Raw genomic sequence first — 17,666 nt, forward strand, 5'->3', positions numbered from 1 at the left:
CGGGGACAATGTCCCATTTGTCTTTAATAGACTAGCATAGAATATTAGCCTGACACAGTAGGCTGACCTTAAGCAGCATAGGTTTTGGGTCTTGGGAAGGGCAAGGTTCCGGTACACAGTCCTTTACCTAGACGTTGCTCACAGAAAGACTTTTCATCAGGGGCTAACTCGTCGTAGCTGATGTCACGACGCAGCACCATACCGTTGTGTCCAGCTATAAACCGAGGCAGTTCTTCGTCATCGATTGTGCGCAGGGTTTGAATGTCGTAGGTGGTGTAAGTGGTGAGCTGTGGGTCGTCAAAGGCAATATCGACCATTGTGATGACTTTCCAAGGCTGCAGGCGACTGTCGATCAGGGGCCGTGGCCCAGATCCCAAAATGCCAGTGTGCAGCAGCTGTAGCTTGCCCCGGTGGCCGGGATAGTAGGCGTGATGGTGACCGCTAATGTAGGTATGCACGTTGTAGCGCTCTAACATGGCCCGCAACTGGTCGGCGTTGTCGAGCACTTCACCAGGCTCGTCGCGCCCCACGGCCACGGCATAGAGGGGCAAGTGGCTGAGCAAGATCCGCGCTTTGGCCTGTTGAGCGGTGTCGCTGGCTAGCGCTTGCTCGACCCAGGCTAGTTTCTCAGGCGGAATGCGGCTCGATGAGCCATCCCAGGCCATAAAGAAAATGCCCTGCTGCTCAAAAGTGTAATAGAACGGAAAGTCGGTGCGATCAATAAAGGTTACCCCGGGGTCATGCCCTGGCTCAGCCCAGTAGGCAGCTGCCAGATCTCGCTCTTGCTGGAACAAAAACTGATTGTGGACGCCTGTAGCACTAGAGGCATCGTGGTTACCAACGGTAAAGCCAAAGGGCAGATTTTGCTGGCGTAGGGGTGCCGCGATGTGGTCGTCAAAGGCCTGCCACATCGCCTTGATTTGTTCAGGGGTCAAGGCAGGGCTTTGCCCCGCTACCATATCGCCACCACATACCACGAGGTCAGGCTGCCAGAACGGCAATAGAGCGATCGCCTTGTCCACCTCGGGATCGTAATCGGTCGATCCGTAGGCGCTGTTGAGATCGCTGATGACGGCCACCCGTACATCCTTACGTATCGGAGCAACCAGCCCTCCCGGGATAGCGGCCAAAATAGCCTGAGCCTCAGGGGATAGCTCAGGGGCTACGGGGGCATTTCCTTCCCTGGCTTGAGCTGCGGAAACATTCTCAGGAAGGGTACTAGAAGAGGAGGAGGGGCTGGGCGCAGAGCGCAGAGCCTGCTGGGAGCAAGCCAGGCACAAACTGAGCAGAAGTCCTAAACCGAACCCGATAAAAAAACGCTTAAAACCCATGACCTACCCAGGGCTGACCACAGGCATAAACTTACCCTATCTGCCTGCTATTTGAGCACAAATAAAGTGAGGTTGTAGGGGCTACCCGCGATCGCTGAGACAAGTTGAGGGTGATTGCGGCTAAGGATTTGCCTGGGGGCGCTGGGTGCGGCAATATTGCACCAGCCCAACCAATAGAGCCGTCCCAACAATGTACTTAAACTCATTGGGAATCCAGGTCTGGGGAGAGAAAAATCCTTCAATCAGACCGGCAATTACTAGCATAGGTACAATGCCATACAAGAGCTGGGCCGCTTGCAGCCCACAGCGTTTGAAGGTGTCGATGCGGCGGTAGGGGCCAGGCACCAAAATACCTCGGGCTATCAGTAGCCCCGCCCCACCGGCCATAAAAATAGCGGGTAACTCAAGGGCTCCATGGGGAAAGACAAAAGCCCATAGATCGTAGGCCAAATTAGCCTGGGCCACTAAAACCCCCACACAGCCGATCATTAACCCGTTGAACATCAGCAGAAAGACGGTAAATGCTCCGGGTGGGGTAATCAGAGGCCCTTGGGACATAAACATGGTGACTCCGCCCAAAATCGCCCGCAGGGAAACCCCGATATTGTTGATCATGATGCCGCTAGAGGCAACGGGCTCGATGCCTATAATCGAAACAGTCCAGAGTTCTTGGCTGGTTTTGACCTCTTCGACAAACCCTTGACCCAGAACCAGGGTGAGAAAGGCCGGATCTTGCCAGGCGATCCACCAGCCGACTAGCCCACCCATAACAAACAGAGCGGTGGCGACGGCAATGTAGCCCCAGCTCTGTTGCACGACCGCCGGAAAACCATAGCGACAAAAGTCTCCCAGGGCTTGCCATTCTTGCCGACGAGAGCCTTGATAAATCTGGCTATAGCTGCGGCTGGTGAGCCCCTGTAAGTCTTTAATGACTGCCTGACTCACACCATGCCCTTTGGCCCTGGCCAAGTCGGCTGAAACCGACCGATAGAGGCTGGCCATCTGTCGTACCTGGCCTTCAGATAGAGACCTGAGTCCGGTTTTTTCGGCCTGGGCAAGCAGGGTTTCGAGCTGCCGCCAACTAGATTCTCGTCGAGCCATCCAACGCTGAACATTCATGAAGTAAATGGGGTAAAACGGGCATTCTAAAGGGCGGTGTAGGCTAACCTCGAAATGACCAAACACGATGCCCTTGTCCACTGTACTTTCTCCTGGAGACAGCGCCGATGAACCCATCTGCACAGCAGGGTGACCAGCTTGGCCCCCTCAACCCCGGGGACGTAGTCAGTGCGGCCTTGCGACTCTACAAGGACAAATTTAAGCCCTACTTTCAGCTGGCCGTATTGGCTACCCTGTGGCTGTTAGCGGGCGTGGTTGGCATGGCGATCGCGATCGCGATTTTAGTGGTCATTGGTCTGGCCATCGGGGGCGATGTGGGCGCGATCGTTGGGGGCTTACTCGGCTTGCTGGTAGGGTTTGCGCCGCTGCTCTACGGCTCAGCTAAGTACTACGCGCTCTCCAGCGCCATCGGGCGGCTCTCCTTTCGCGAACTGATTAACCAGCCCGAGACATCCCTAGAGGCCCGCCGTCAGGTGGCTCCTCGACTGGGACAGTTTTTATTTTTGGGCTTTTTGCTGATGCTGGCCTATATGGCCGCTTACCTAGTCGCTGTATTAGCGGCGCTGATTGGTGGTGGCAGCGTGGGTTTTTTGACAGCGGGCATCTTCTCCGCCCTGATCAATGGTTCTGTGGGGGCCGTAATCGGCATTAGTTTGGGCGCGCTGCTGGGTCTAGGTATTTTGCTGGTGGTGCTCATCTGGGTAGCCTCACGACTCTTTATTGCTGAGGTGGTCTTAGCCATCGAGTCCCAGCAGGATGCTGGCACCAGCATGAGCCGCAGTTGGGAGCTAACCCAGTCAGCAATTATGCGGATCCAGGTGGTATTTTTAGCCACTTTCTTGATTCAGCTGCCGATTTTGTCGGTAACCAACTATATTCCCAGCATCATGCTCGAGCTATTGCCCGACGACACGGTGCTCTATAGCATCACAGCCCTGCTAAGTTTAATTTTGAGTCTGTTCGGCAGTATGGTGGTACTACCTTTGTGGCAGGCGGTTAAAGGTGTACTCTACTACGATTTGCGCAGCCGCCGAGAGGGCCTGGATCTGGCCCTGCGCCAAGGCGACGAAGGCATGCCCGCAGCCGATTTAGATCTATAGCTTCAGATAGTCAAGCTTCAGATAGTCAAAACTAAAATGTGATCAGTGGTGCCGGGCGACGGAGCGTTCACGTCATCCTAAGTCCCATGGCCTTTTACCTCGTCACCTTCATTATACGCCCGCTTTCCCCATGGCTCTCTTTAACACCGTTACCATTCGTACCCCTGAGAGCGTTGAGCTAGAGTTTGTGCTGGCGGGGGTAGGTAGTCGTGCAGTAGCCCTTATCCTCGACTATCTTGGGCTCGGGGCGGGGTTGATGGGGCTGGCGATTGTGTACAGTTTTCTGTTGGTACGCCTGATGGGGCTAGAAACAGTGCTGTCGATACCTAGCGAAACAGTCCAGCTCTGGATAACGGCGATCGCAGCGGTGCTAGCCTTTGCCCTTTATATCGGCTACTTTGCTCTGTTTGAAACCTGGTGGTATGGTCAAACCCCCGGCAAGCGCTACGCCAAAGTTCGCGTTATTCGCGACGACGGCCAGCCCGAACGACTCCCCCAGGCCACCCTGCGATCGCTGCTGCGCCCCATCGACGATATTCTCTTCATCGGCTTTTTTTGCATCCTGCTGAGCAAAACCGAAAAGCGGGTGGGTGACTGGTTGGCCGGTACGCTAGTGGTGCGTACTGACTCCGTCGCCGCTGGCAAGATTCAGGTAACCGAGCGGGCCCAGGTCATTGGTAAAGACCTACTGGCTTTAGTTGATATTGCCCGACTCTCCCCCGATGACTGCGCCACGATTCGTGAGTTTTTGCAGCGGCGCTCGGCCATGAATCTTAAGGCCAAAGGTCTAGTCAGCGACCAGCTCGCTCGCCGCTTGAAAGCACAACTGGATTTAGAAACCCTCCCGACAGAAATGACTACCGATACTTTTTTAGAAGCCCTCTATTGGGCCTATCAGCAAACCAGCTAGCCTCCCTCCATCGGTCTATTTTCTCTTCAGAGACACCACATCTTGCCTGGGCACGCTGAGGTGAAAGACGTTTTGTTCGAGTTCACAATGGGGAACCCTTGTTCCACGACCAACCACAAACCTGCTTTTGTGCTTTTGTCATTGCCCCCTTTTACCTTGACAGCTCCCAATTCTTAGAACCACCTAAAGCTTAGAGAGTCCTGATAACCAGGCTGCTATGATTCACAAAACGGTTCTGTAATTCACCTTATTCCCAGCCCAGGCTATGTTCTTCGACCCTATCTACATACTGCTGGTTGCTATCCCAACCGCTGTGCTGACCTTTTGGGCACAGAACAAAGTGAAAGGCACCTATCGCAAATACTCTAAGATACAGTCCACCATGGGCATGACGGGTGCCCAAGTGGCCCAAACTATTCTGGCAAAAAAGGGCGTACGCAACGTTAAAGTTGAGCCCGTCGCTGGTGAACTTACCGACCACTACGACCCTAGTGCCAAAGCTGTGCGTCTTTCCCAGGGTATCTATGGCTCTGGGTCGCTATCAGCGGCAGCAGTGGCAGCCCATGAATGTGGCCATGTGCTGCAAGATGTCGAGGGTTATAAGTTGATGAATTTACGGGCAGCTTTAGTTCCCGTAGTTAACCTGGGTTCTCGCCTCGGCCCTATGCTAATTATGGCGGGGCTGATTTTCAATTTTCTCAACCTGGCCTGGCTTGGGGTCGTTTTCTTTGCCTCAGTGCTGCTGTTTCACGTCGTGACTCTACCCGTAGAGTTTGACGCATCTCGCCGAGCCCTGCGCTTAGTAGACGAACTCGGTATCTTACAAGGCGAAGAACACAAAGGGGCGCGAGCGGTGTTGAGTGCTGCTGCCCTCACCTATGTGGCCACAGCATTTACGGCCTTCCTTAACCTGCTGTATTACATCATCTTGATCAACCGGCGACGATAGATTTGGTCAGGTGAGACTGCTGAGCCGATGCTCATGGTCTGGGGGCTTAGATTGTCCCAAGACTTTTTCTATAGCCAATCAGTCGTCAAGGGGCCTATCGAGATGGTTTATCCTAGACCAAGCCCTGCATATTGCTGAGGCTTTCTCTCCAGGATCAGGTGCCCATGAAAATTGCAATTACCGGAGCTACGGGGTTTGTCGGTAGCCGACTGGTAGAACGGTTACAGAGCGAGGGCCACAGTGTTGTGGTGCTGACTCGTAGTATCGATCATGGCCGTCGAGTTTTCCCTGACACGGCATTTCCTCATGTGGAGCTAGTAGGCTACAGCCCCCTGGAGTCAGGAGACTGGCAAACCGATGTGCTCTCGGGCTGCGATGGAGTCGTCAATTTAGCTGGGGCACCGATTTCGGAGCGCTGGAGCGACGAGCATAAGCAGGCCATTATGGACAGCCGCAAGATCGGTACCGAAAAACTCGTGGAGGCGCTGGCTAAGGCTACCCCCAAGCCCCAGGTCTGGATTAATGCTTCGGCAATTGGCTATTACGGCACCAGTGAAACGGCTATCTTCGATGAAACCAGTACACCGATCGAAGATGATTTTCTCTCCCGAGTTTGTCAGGCTTGGGAAGCGGCGGCCCAGCCGGTCAAAAGCTACGGCACACGCCTAGTGATTTTGCGCTTTGGTATCGTATTGGGCATGGGTGGAGCCGTGGCAAAAATGCTGACCCCCTTTCGGATGTTTGCCGGTGGCCCCATCGGCAGCGGTCGCCAGTGGTTCTCATGGATTCATCGCGATGATTTGGTGAGCCTAATTATGCAGGCGCTCCAAGACTCTAGTATGGATGGAATTTATAACGGGACAGCCCCTAATCCGGTACGCATGGGCGAGTTTTGCAAGATCCTGGGCAAGGTGCTAAATCGTCCTAGCTGGCTACCAGTTCCCGATTTTGTTCTAGAGACCATTTTGGGGGACGGGGCCCAGGTCGTGCTAGAAGGGCAACAGGTTTTGCCGAAGCGCACTGAGGGTAGTGGGTTTACCTACCAGTACACGCTGGTTAAAAATGCCTTAGAAGAAATCGTTTAGGCCTGAACCACGCAATGGATATTGGTGAACTGCGGCGCGACTATAGTCAGCGGGGGTTAGACCAAGCCGACCTTAACCCTGACCCCTTTGGGCAGTTTGAACTGTGGTTTCAGCAGGCCCGGGAGGCTGAACTACTAGAGCCCAACGCATTGGTGCTATCTACAGTTTCCCCAGAGGGTATGCCCTACCAGCGCACAGTACTGCTCAAGTATTTTGACTTGGAGGGCTTCGTATTTTTTACTAACTACGGCAGCCGTAAGGCTCAGCATATAGCCGAAAATGCTCAGGTGTCACTGCTATTTCCGTGGTATACGCTGGAGCGACAGCTGGCGATCGCAGGTACCGCCAGCAAAATTTCGTCTGCCGAGTCACTGCGCTATTTTGCCTCTCGTCCTCGGGGTAGTCAGCTGGGGGCCTGGGTGTCACAGCAGAGCAGCATTATCTCCTCACGGCAGTTGCTCGAAATGCAGTTTGAGAAAATGAAGGAAAAATTTCTCAACCGATCAGTGCCCCTACCCGACTTTTGGGGGGGCTACCGGGTCAAACCTATCAGCTTTGAATTTTGGCAGGGGCGACCCAGCCGCCTTCACGATCGTTTTCTCTACAGTCTAGAGGGAGGGAACTGGGCGATCGCTCGACTGTCACCCTAGACCAACCGCCTAAAACCTCATCTCTCGGAGCTATTCATCCCAGCCTTCAGTCTCGCCCCCCACCACTACGTTGCGGATGCGCAAACTTGGGCCACCACAGCCCACCGGCAAGCCATTCTGCCCGCCCTTACCACAGCCTCCCGATTCATCCCAGTAGAAGTCGTCGCCCAGGGCCACAATGTCGGCCAGGGTTCGGAATACATTGCCCGACAGCGTCACATCGCGCACCGGTTCTGCTAACCTACCGTTGCGAATCATCCAGGCCTCACCGGCTGTAAAGGTAAACATTTCGCCGTTGGTCATCCCTTCAAGCCAGTTGCGAGCGTAAACCCCTTCCTGGATATCGGCAAACAGGTCGTCTACAGGGGTCGTACCCCGCTCGATCCAGGTGTTGGTCATGCGCACTAGCGGCGAATAGTGGTAGTTGAGGCAGCGGGCATTGCCCGTGGGTTGTTCGCCCAGTTTGCCCGCGGTTTCACGAGAATGCAGCCGCCCTACCAAGACCCCATCGCGAATGAGCTGGGTGGTCGTGGCTGGAGTGCCTTCGTCGTCGTAGAAGTAGCTGCCTCGATGCCCCTGGGGAGCCGCGCCATCAAAAATTTGCAGGTTGTCGGGGCCAAAGCGTCGGCCCATGCTCATAGATTCAAGCAAGTCAGGGTTTTCGTAGGCCATATCGGCCTCCGACAGATGGCCGAAGGCCTCATGCACAAACAACCCAGTGAGAATTGGGTCGATCACCACTTCATAGGTGGCCCCCCGCACCGAGGGTAGATCGAGGGCAGATACCGCCCGTTGCGCTGCTCCCATGACTTGGGCATCCAAGTTTTCCAGATCTTCGTAAGCTTTGCGAGAGCCTGTGGTTTCACGCCCGGTCTGCACGGTGTCACCGTTCCGGGCGGTGGCGGCAAATCGCATCTCCATATCTGACCAGGCTTGGTCAACGAGGGTGCCCTCGGAGGTGGCCAGCAACACCCGTTGAGCAACGTCGGTATAGCCAATAGAAGTGGTTGCGATGCGACTATCTACGCTCTGAAGGATGTCGGCATAGTGGCTGCACAAGGCCTTTTTGCGGGCCAGAGAAACGTGGCGCGGATCGGTGCCCACCAGGGGCAATTGCCGAGTGATCTGCACGGCTTCTACCGGAGCCAGGAGAGTTTCATCGTCACCGACCAGGCGGGCGGCAGCCACGGCAGCTTCTACACTGGGGAGCAAGCTTTCTAAATCATTGAAGCTGGCAAACCCCCAGCCGCCGCGATAGCAAGCTCGTACATGGCCGCCAATGGCGATCGCCTCGCTGAGGGTTTCCGCTCGACCGCCACGCAAAAAAATATCGGTACCTTCTGACTGCTCTAGGCGAATGGCCAGGTAGTCTACTTTTGGCCGCCAGCGATCGCACAATTCCTGTATCCGGGTCTTAGCTTGGTCAATCGCATCGGCCATTTCCTTACCTCCCGCCCGTTTTCCCAAATGTAGCATTCAGAAGCCCCCGCCCTTAGTCTAAAATCACAGGTATGACTTCTGACTTTGATTACACGATTCCTCCTGCTGTGCGGCGCATTTCAGGCTCATTTCGCGTAGTGGGCTGGCTGAGCTTTTGGGTTCAAATCGTGCTGGCGGTTATCTCTAGCCTGGTGCTGCTATTTGCGATCGTCAACCTGAGCGCCCGGGCGGGGGCGGGAGGCAGCCCTGGTGCTGGAGTGGGGCTCCTGTTCGCGGCCCTGGGTCTGATTGCCGTTTATCTCAGTGCCTTCTGGGCCTTTCGCTATGCCCAACTGGGGCGGCGGTTGCGCAGCCGCGATAGTGCCAAGCGACCCAGCCCCAAAGATGCTATTCAGGCCTTGCGCCTGGGCACGGTGATTAGCATGATTGGCATGTTGATTACATTGTTTGGTGGCCAAGCGCTGATTGGGTCGCTATTGGCAAAAGCCCTAGCTCAACCCCAGGGTGGGTCTGTATTTGTGCCCGGCAACATCAACCAGTATGTCGAGGCCTTTGATATTTTTGTGGTGCAGGCCAACACCAACACACTGCTGGCCCACTTTGTGTCGCTGGCTTCTACCCTGTGGCTGTTGCGCACGGTCAATCGAGCCTAGGCCATAACCATGCCGCCATCGACGTTGAATACCTGCCCTGTAATATAAGCTGCGGCTGGATCTGCCGCCAAAAAACGTACCATGCCAGCGATATCCTCCGGTTGGCCAAACCGTCCCAAGGGGATGAACTTGAGAATGTCTGCGGTATTGGGCAGTTCGCCAGTCATATCCGTTTCGATGAAGCCCGGAGCCACCGCATTAACGGTGACGCCCCGGCTGGCCATCTCTTTGGCAATGGTTTTGGTGAAACCAATTACGCCAGCCTTGGCGGCGCTGTAATTGGCCTGACCAGGGTTACCCATCTGCCCAGCTACCGAGGCGATGTTGATAACGCGACCCGATCGCTGCTTAAGCATTAGCTTGGCCACCGCCCGAGTGCACAAAAATACCCCGGTTAGATTCAGATCAATCACAGCCTGCCAGTCTTCAGGCTTCATCCGCAGCAGTAGGGTATCGCGGGTAATGCCCGCATTGTTAACCAAAATATCGACCCGACTAAACTTCTCGATGGTATTGCTAATTAAGCCATCTACCTGGTCAGCTTGAGAGACATCGGCCTGCATGGCGATCGCAGTACCGCCCGCCTGGGTGATAGTAGCCACGACCTCATCGGCAGCGGTGCTAGAGCGAGCATAGTTGACGACGACCTGGGCTCCGGCAGCGGCCAAGGCGATCGCAATAGCTCGACCAATACCTCGCGAGGCCCCCGTTACTAGCGCCACCTGACCGTCCAAGGATGGGGATAATGGGCTCATGGGGTCACCTCGCTCAGCAAAATACGCCCAATGGTTTTATCACGAAACGGGTGACAAGGGGGAGAGACCTAGAGGCTAATACAAAATATCAACCACGTGATCCAGGCAAACTCTTAGAGCCACCGGACTGAGGCGTGTTTTCAAAGCCAGTCAAAGCCTCATTCTCTCGTCCGAGAAACCCAGGTTTCCAGGAGGTTTCAAAACAGACCCTAGTACTCGAAGGCTGAAATATGTCCACCGTTCCGGATCGCTTGGCTCCCTAGCTCCCCTGCTCCCTAGCCCTAAGGAATAGTATCTAAACTTGCGCCGTGGAGTACTAGTTAACGCTGACCACTGGATTATCGCAATCGGCATTGCTGGCCAGCTTGATAGCACCCAACAGGTTAGCCACCATCACGCATTGCTGAGCCGTCGATTGCCCTGAGCTAATAGCTACCACGAAAGGCAGTGTATCAGTACCGACGGGCAACCCTCGGTAATCAAAGGCAATAGAGTTAATGGCCGCATTTTGGGTATCGTCCGCATTGAACCCGTAGGCCTCTAGAGCGACCTGACCAGAATTGTTGCCGCCGCTGCCCAGGGTTTGCTCACGACCATTGACCCGTACCGTAGGGGATGGAGCCACTTCGTCAATTTCTACGGTGCGGGTCTGGCGCAGTTGAATCGCGTCTTGTTGGGCATTGCGCAGTACCTGTACCAGATCGCTGCGTACTGAATTTGACCGTTGACGGTTGGCAAACGCTAGCCAGCTTGGTGCCGCGATCGCCGCCAATACGCTAGCCAGTACCACCACTACCAACAGCTCGATCAGGGTAAACCCAGCCTCTGGCTGTTTAGTCGGTGTGTAACGGTATTTCATTGCAGGCACCAAAAATAAACTCACTCAACTCAACTCGATTTAGATGCACCGTATCGTCTACAGGCCTGGCTGCTTGTCTAACACTCCGCGAATCAGCACTTCAGACCTGAGTGTGGGCAGCTTCCCTGCGTCAGAAAATGAACCGATAGGAGAATTTTCCATATCCGCATTGCCCCTGAGAAACACAATCAAGGTCTGATTGCTACCTACAGAAAGGTCGGCATCATCAGGGTTGGCGGCTGTTGTGCCCTCTAGTACACAGGCGTAAAAATTGTTTGAGTTGGCTGGGGTCGCCAAATATCCTGTCGGACAAGTAGCGGTTTGACCAGCTTCAGGATCGTCGAGATAATCGGTCAATACTGATACATTCCGTGGCGTAGTTCCAGCACCCTTAATCCAGTTTTGGAAGTCATTGGTTGCACCCGTTGGCTCGGCGTAGCCAGGGGTAATAGTCAGGCTAGGAAGGCCGCTAGACGCATACTTAGGTAACTCATAGCGAATGATTCTAGATTTACCGCCCCAAATATCATTGCCGGTATTTTGCTGCTGGGCATAGACTACCAGCGTGTAATAGCCCTGGCGAATTTTGAGGGTCTCGCACTCATTCTCCTTAACTCCAGAAAAGGTGGTAGAGCAGGCGTTATTAAAAAATGTTTGTACGTTGGCATTATTGGGGTCAAGGGAGTCGAGCCGCCAAAAAGCCAGCACTGGCACCTCACCAGCCCGAGGAAAATCATCGAGTTGGCCGAGTAAGGTAGTGCCTGCCCCCTCATCAACAACAGCATCAGGGGTTGAGTAGATGTAGATGGCTTCGCCGGCATCGCGAGTAATGTAGTCGATCGCGCGACGCATATCTTGCTGGGTTTGGGTTAGCACTTCTTCGCGCCGATTGATTTGCAGCAGCTCAACCACAAGAAAAAGCAAGGTACCAACAACAACCGACCCGACGACGATCGCCACCAATAGCTCGATCAGGGTAAACCCACGTCGGTTGGGGTACGTTGTTTGCAGCAGCCCAGTTATATATCGGCTTAGAGCCGCTCTTTTAACCATTCGGTTTTACCCCCCAAACACTAGGTGAAGATTTCAGAGTTAGTTACAGCCAACGGGCACAGGAGCTGCGCCATCTAGATAACGAATGTATGCACATAGCGAATTGCCGCTCTCACCCGCTGTCATGCTGGTGTAAAGGGCAACCAGGGGGCGGTCGGCCCGCTGCCCCACACTGCTGGTCAGACCTAGGGCAGCAGTGTCTTGGGGCAAACTGCCGGCACCGTTTAAAGCCGCATCCAGGTCATACACCCGCACACCCAGGTTAAAGGTCAGAGGCACACTACCCACCATCTCTCCAGGGGTGCGATAGGTTTGCACAGCAAACTGGTGACCATTGAGATCAACCTGACGGGTTTGAGTGGCCGTCGTCGGTGTTGCTACCGGCGCTCCAGCAGTGGGGCCAGCCGCCAGAGCGACAGCATCATCTGTGCTGTAGGCCCCAGCAAACGGAGCCGACGGTGGCAGAGTGGTGTTGTTAGCCTCTGATCGCTCCATCAACAGCCGCACAGAGTCAATTTCGGTTTGGGCCAACTCTAGGGCTTGCTCGGCCTTTTGGCTCTGTACCCGAGTCGCCACCGAGATCACCAGGGCTGGGGCAATGGCGCTACCCACCAAACCCGCCACCATAATCGCCACCAGGCATTCAATTAGAGTTAGGCCCTGCTGTGCTTGGTGTGGGCGTCTAACCAACCAAGCCTTGCCAAGGCAACTTTTAAGTCTATTTTTCACGGTGCGGCCTCCTAAAAGTGCGAGTAGACAGAGCCTAGGCCTTGGTGCAGAGAGCAGCCATAATGCGGTTGCCGCCGGAGTCTTGGGCACAACGCAGGTTGACGATGTAAGGATCATCGGCAGGCAGCTCGCGGTAGTACTCGCTGCGGGGAGCACCAATGTTTACAAAACGTCGGGCAGCCGGAGCCGGGGGCACGTACAGCAAGCCCACATCATAGCCCCAGCGGCGCAGCGGCGGGTTGTAATAGCCAAGTTCCTCATTACCGTTGGGGTTTGCAGTGGGTTCCCAGGCATCGTGCTCAAAGGGGCCAGTCGCGTTGGTGGAGAAGTTGAGCTGAATCAACGACCCTGCAATGTGGAGTTCTACGTTGTCCCAATTTTCTAGAAAACGGGGGAAATTGTGCAGACCACCGTAGCCCTGATTTGGACGCTGGGGCACCAGTCCGCTCACGAAAGTAGCGTTGACGAAGGTGGTCACCCCAGTCTGAAGGTTACGGTGCCTTTGGGAAGTGTTGGTGCTGAACCCAGTCCATGCAGCATCGTCATCGTAGCCACCAGCAGCTACAGCGGCATAGAAGGGCTGAATAGCGGGAGTAGTACCGGTGTTATTGCGGTAGTAGGTGCCGTTACGATCTACCCAAACCGGCACCCCAGCGACCGCACTCTCTCTGACCCAGTTAGGCTGGGCCGTGCCAAAGGTAGGCCGATTGGCAATCATATAGGATGAACTGCCACCACCGACGCTTCCTGGTCTGGGTAAAACAAAGCTGTCTTCTACAGCTCCGTCCCTAAAGTTTCTTGACAGAATGGTGATGGCATCAGCCAAAATTTCGACGGTGCGCCAGTGATCGGCGGAATATGTGGCAAAGGTGTTGGTATTGAGGGTTGTGCGATTGTTGTAAAACGGTAGGCCAAAGGCCGCTCCAAGGTTCTGATTGTAGAGGGTTTGAGTAAATTCCTCAATAATGGCGTTGGTTAAACCAGTGGTGCTGTGGGGGTTAAAGTCGCCCTGAATGTAGACAGCGTTATCGGTAACGAAGGTCATACCCACCTGGCGCGCATAGCTAGTGCCACTAAAGTCTGCCGGTCGGCCACTTTCGGTACGCATTCTAAAGCCGTTTACTCGCCGCTCGGGGTCGGGGTAAAAGTCTACGGGCTTGAGGCTAATGCCCAAATTTGTCAGCGGTGGGTCTTGAACGGTTGTTCCCGGCTGAGCCTGCATCTTACAGCTGGCCTGGGTCTCGATGTTAAACCGCCGGGGAGTAGCGGCATTAAGCGTCTCGCAGAAATCAGCTGTCACCGATGCTGTCGCATTTCTGGGCCGGTTGATAGTGTCTTCGCGCACGTTGTCTTCTCTAAAGGCGTAGACGACGCCTTCGCCCCGGTTGTCGAGGTTAGCCGCTAGCCAAAAATCTAGCCCAGCGCCAGCTCGGCGGGTAGTCAAGGCATCGATATCAAGGTCGAGCACCCGAGTATTGAGCTGCTCACGACCGTTGTAGATTCCTTTATCTAGGAAAGGAACCCGAATCGTGCTGCCGCCGGGCGCAACAATCTTAAAGGCCTGCTCTCGGGCACTGATATTGGCAGCGGTGGGCGCACCTGCGAAAGTAGAGGTGGTAGAGGCCGGCACAGTCCATGTACTGGGGGTTGCACTGCGGGGTACAGCCGCGAGGGCGGCCGCATCAAATACAGGATCGGTACCACTGCCTACCCGGCGGAAGACAACCGTCGCCGAGCCAGGTGGGTTGACCGATCGCACGTAGGGATTGGTAATGTACTCTTCAGCAGTTGGGGTCGATGGGTTGCTATAAAGCGTGCCATCGGGCTGCTGGGTGGTGCCATCGCCGTCAAGGTCGTGCTGGGCCAAGGGGAACAGATAGAACAGCGACGGGTAGCGAATGGGCGTTTGGGTCGATGCGCTACAGCCGATGTAGCCGAAGATAGCTACGTCGTCTTGACCGCCCACACCACCTGCTACCGCATTACCATACAGGTTGGGGTCGCACCGCAGGGTAAGCCTGAACCGATTTCCTACACCGCCGGGCATGTTAATTTGCTGGGTAATGCCTGTAACCGGATCCCACGTTACATTGTTGGCTAGGGTGGTGCCAGAGCCAAGGCTGGTGGTCGGGAAACCTGCTCTAAAGCCCAGTTCGCGATCGCGAATAGTGCTGGTGAGAATACTGACCTGCTGGACATAGTTGACAATGGCGGTAACTTCCGCAGGGGTGGCGTTGGTGGCGTTTTGTAGCAGTGTAATCCAGTCGTTGAGGGTATATTCGGCAAAGTATTCGCCAAAGTCGCATTTGGGCTGGTAACCGGCCAAATCGGTAATGCCGTTGATGCAGGGAGCATTACTGATATTGTTGTCGATCCAGGGGCGGGTTTTGCCGGTATCAGCAAAGAAGTCGTTTGCTCTGTAACCTGCCCGGAGGTTGATATTGGTGGCACCCGTAATCAAGTAATCGCTGAGGCCCAGCATAGCGTTACGCATCTGCGACCCCACGTTTTGAAAGTTGACGCTACCGGGGTTTTGACCGGCAACAGCCCGAGCCTCGATATAGTCGCTTTCGATGTTATAGGCCAGCAGACTAAGGGTACAAGCTGCACTGTGTAAAGATGCTTTGTCGGCAGGGCTGAGATTGGCATAGGCTGTGCCATTGTCCAAATATTCGGCAAAGATGCGCCGCAGAGGGGAGAAGTCGCCCCACATACTGAGGTAGGGGGCAGGGTGAACAGCAGCGTTAGCAGCACCGGCCACATCTTGCACTGAGGGAAAGGAGGGCGCTCCCCCGGCCGGGTCGCCAGCAAAGTAGGCCAGGTTTCTGAGACCGTTGCCGAGGGGATTGCCAACGGCCAACTGGCCAGCAAATTCAGTCTCGGTGTCGAAGGCAGCCGGGTACTGAAACTCCCAACCGTTAGTGCCAGTGCCTCTTAAGAAGTCGGCGCGGAGGCGAGTAGGCGTAGCAGTGGGATAGTTGGAGAAGGTGCGGCTGTTGAGAATGGTTTGGGCTGTGCCAGGGTGGGCCGTCATCGCCATACAGGCCGCGGGGAAGGTGCCGCTGTTGATCTGGTAATGGTAAACGGTCATGCCCTGCACAGCCGCCAGGTTGTCGCGCAGAGCCTTGCGCTGTAAGTACTCGTGGGGGCCACCAAAGCGACCGTTAGCAGCAGGCTTGACCCTGGCCGGGTAGAGGGCGTCGCCCTGGGTGTCTGGGGTAGATAGGGCCGTTCCCGCCAGGGGGTCGGCATTCCAGGCGTTGCTGTTGCCCAGTTCCAGACGCTGACCCACAATCAGGCGTAGCCCTGTGTTAATGGCCTGACGCTCCCAGTAGCCGTCTAGCCCCCCGGCTTCGTCAGTGAGACGACCCAGGCCGGCGATATTGTCACCGATGGTTACCCCTGCAGTGGCGGCATCTAGAGAGGTATCGCGACTGTCGTAGCGAGGCTTGGGCCCCCAGCGATTGTCGGCCCGGTAAAAGTCGTCTACAAAGGGGCGAGCCACCTGGTCGTTGATGATGCGCTGATATTGTTCGCTGGCAAAGCTGGTATTGTCAGTCTCCCAGTTAGGGTCACGCTGCCAGGCACCGGGGTTGATATGCTGCGTTACATCTTCGGTAAACAGCGCCAGCGGGTTAGTGGCAATGTCAGAGGGGCGGGCGTTGTTGTTGGCAACGGTTCTGACCGAATCTCGGGTGTTGGTCAGGCGTAAATTGATGCGCGCAGCCGTGCCAGGTCCATTCCAGACGTGAAGGTAGGGATTGTCGCCGCTGGTGGTGTTGTCAAAGCGAACGGTACCTCTGACCGCCTGCCCCTGAAACTCTTGCTGACCATTGACGACGGTGCCGGGGGTAGCTACGCGATCGCCATTGAGGTCGATCTCAGACAAGGAAATCTCTGAAGCCTCTTGACTGTAAAGACAGGAGTTGTGGGAGCTAACCATGTGCGATCGATAGCCATCGCTAATGGCAAAAAGACTGCCGTCGGTATGCATGGCCCCATTCCAGTTAAATTCTGGGCCCGGGGAAATATCGAGGTCGTAGCGGAACCAGGCACCCCACTTGTTGGCTCGGGCTGCGCTACGAGACTGCTGAAACTCTAAGGTCTCAAAGGTGCGGTTGGCGTCGTTGAGGTTGGCGACAAAGGCGTTGACTTGAAAATTCTTTTGTAGGATAGCGTTGTTGGCCTGCTGCACCACCTGCCAGCCGCCCTCAGCTAGAGAACCAGCACAGGCAGGGCTAGCTTCAGTGGTGGCCAGAGGCCCGGTGCGGGTAACCAGGGCATCGGCCTTGGTTTGAGTAACGCGGTTTTCAATGCGCTGGGCAGTGGCAGAGGTATTGGTTGGGTTAGAACGAGAGCCAATGTCATCTACCAAGATGGAGTAGACAACCAGCTCATTACCGTCAACCACGCCATCGCCGTTGATGTCGGTAGTAAATGACCAGGCGTTGTCTAAGGTGCCGTCGGCGTTAATGTCAACTCGCTGCTCGTCGGGCAAGGTGTAGGGGTCGTTGGCCCCAGCCAACGTAGGAACGCGACCGGTGTAGCCGGCAAACGTATTGGTGACCTGCATGAGGTCAGCCAAAATATCGCTGGCGGGCAGCCCGCTAGGGAAGCGATTGTCGGTCTGAAACAAAAATTCAATTTTGGCCTTGGCGCGGTCAATAGCAGGGGTAGCGGCGTTAGAGATGACCTGCTGCTCGCGCTGGGAGATGGCCATATCGCTGCGGGTAAAGGAGCGATAGGTGAGGGCTGTGGCAGTAAGCACCACCATGATCACCAAGAGCACAGTGGTAGGCAACACAAAGCCCGACCGGGCTAGACGGGCCGGTCGGTAGGCTAAGAGCACAAGTTGTAATAGCCCTGTAACCAATCGCTTGATTACGGCTTGAGAAAACCGCAAAACCTTTCGCAGTGGGTGACGATGCATGTTTCTAAGACCGATATGTCAAACAACAAAACCTGTAGCTCGCGTGGGGTATGGTTTGGCCGTGAAGCCCTACTCATACAGCAACTCTGGTGAATTGCATAGG

14 protein-coding genes are annotated in these 17,666 nt (G+C 55.3%); 6 read left to right on the top strand and 8 right to left on the bottom strand.

The genetic code is table 11. The annotated features are described in order from the left end of the window. Positions 1-68 precede the first annotated feature (68 nt). Together IQ254_RS01115 and IQ254_RS01120 are read right to left on the bottom strand one after the other, a co-directional pair. Positions 69-1,331, bottom strand: a complete 1,263-nt coding sequence (locus IQ254_RS01115; RefSeq protein WP_193963440.1) for a metallophosphoesterase — start codon at positions 1,329-1,331, stop codon at positions 69-71. A gap of 120 nt (positions 1,332-1,451) precedes the next feature. Further along, positions 1,452-2,450, bottom strand: coding sequence for a stage II sporulation protein M (locus IQ254_RS01120; RefSeq protein WP_193963442.1), 999 nt, complete (start codon positions 2,448-2,450; stop codon positions 1,452-1,454). Between the two features lie 107 nt (positions 2,451-2,557). Here IQ254_RS01120 and IQ254_RS01125 point away from each other — a divergent pair, with 107 nt between their 5' ends. From IQ254_RS01125 to pdxH, 5 genes are all read left to right on the top strand, one after another. Beyond that, positions 2,558-3,550, top strand: coding sequence for a hypothetical protein (locus tag IQ254_RS01125; protein WP_193963444.1), 993 nt, complete (start codon positions 2,558-2,560; stop codon positions 3,548-3,550). 130 nt (positions 3,551-3,680) lie between these two features. Further along, complete coding sequence (locus IQ254_RS01130; RefSeq protein WP_193963446.1) at positions 3,681-4,460, top strand: RDD family protein; 780 nt, start codon at positions 3,681-3,683, stop codon at positions 4,458-4,460. A gap of 265 nt (positions 4,461-4,725) precedes the next feature. Continuing rightward, positions 4,726-5,409, top strand: a complete 684-nt coding sequence (locus IQ254_RS01135) for a zinc metallopeptidase (RefSeq protein WP_193963448.1) — start codon at positions 4,726-4,728, stop codon at positions 5,407-5,409. 164 nt (positions 5,410-5,573) lie between these two features. Beyond that, positions 5,574-6,494 (top strand): TIGR01777 family oxidoreductase, encoded by a 921-nt coding sequence (locus IQ254_RS01140; protein WP_193963450.1) that lies wholly within the window; start codon positions 5,574-5,576, stop codon positions 6,492-6,494. A 14-nt stretch (positions 6,495-6,508) separates the two neighbouring features. After that, the gene (gene pdxH / locus IQ254_RS01145) at positions 6,509-7,144 is read left to right on the top strand and encodes a pyridoxamine 5'-phosphate oxidase (protein ID WP_193963452.1); all 636 of its coding nucleotides are present in this window, start codon (positions 6,509-6,511) and stop codon (positions 7,142-7,144) included. 30 nt (positions 7,145-7,174) lie between these two features. Here pdxH and IQ254_RS01150 read toward each other — a convergent pair whose 3' ends face one another. Continuing rightward, positions 7,175-8,584, bottom strand: coding sequence for a TldD/PmbA family protein (locus IQ254_RS01150; protein ID WP_193963454.1), 1,410 nt, complete (start codon positions 8,582-8,584; stop codon positions 7,175-7,177). Positions 8,585-8,655: 71 nt separating this feature from the next. On the opposite strand from IQ254_RS01150, the gene IQ254_RS01155 reads away from it, so the two are divergent. Then, complete coding sequence (locus IQ254_RS01155; protein ID WP_193963456.1) at positions 8,656-9,237, top strand: DUF3611 family protein; 582 nt, start codon at positions 8,656-8,658, stop codon at positions 9,235-9,237. On the opposite strand, the gene fabG is transcribed toward IQ254_RS01155, so the two are convergent. The 5 genes from fabG to hpsA form a co-directional block, all read right to left on the bottom strand. Beyond that, on the bottom strand, positions 9,234-9,992 hold the full coding sequence (gene fabG / locus IQ254_RS01160) for a 3-oxoacyl-[acyl-carrier-protein] reductase (protein WP_193963458.1): 759 nt from the start codon (positions 9,990-9,992) through the stop codon (positions 9,234-9,236). The genes IQ254_RS01155 and fabG overlap by 4 nt on opposite strands. A 316-nt stretch (positions 9,993-10,308) precedes the next feature. After that, positions 10,309-10,851 (bottom strand): Tfp pilus assembly protein FimT/FimU, encoded by a 543-nt coding sequence (locus IQ254_RS01165; RefSeq protein ID WP_193963460.1) that lies wholly within the window; start codon positions 10,849-10,851, stop codon positions 10,309-10,311. Positions 10,852-10,908: 57 nt separating this feature from the next. After that, on the bottom strand, positions 10,909-11,904 hold the full coding sequence (locus IQ254_RS01170) for a prepilin-type N-terminal cleavage/methylation domain-containing protein (protein ID WP_193963462.1): 996 nt from the start codon (positions 11,902-11,904) through the stop codon (positions 10,909-10,911). Between the two features lie 39 nt (positions 11,905-11,943). Next, positions 11,944-12,594 (bottom strand): prepilin-type N-terminal cleavage/methylation domain-containing protein, encoded by a 651-nt coding sequence (locus tag IQ254_RS01175; protein ID WP_193963463.1) that lies wholly within the window; start codon positions 12,592-12,594, stop codon positions 11,944-11,946. Positions 12,595-12,667: 73 nt separating this feature from the next. Further along, positions 12,668-17,563: a hormogonium polysaccharide biosynthesis protein HpsA gene (gene hpsA / locus IQ254_RS01180; protein ID WP_228039892.1), complete on the bottom strand. Its 4,896-nt coding sequence runs from the start codon at positions 17,561-17,563 to the stop codon at positions 12,668-12,670. Positions 17,564-17,666 lie beyond the last annotated feature (103 nt).

It is taken from the genome of Nodosilinea sp. LEGE 07088 (assembly GCF_015207395.1).
GTDB lineage: Bacteria > Cyanobacteriota > Cyanobacteriia > Phormidesmidales > Phormidesmidaceae > Nodosilinea.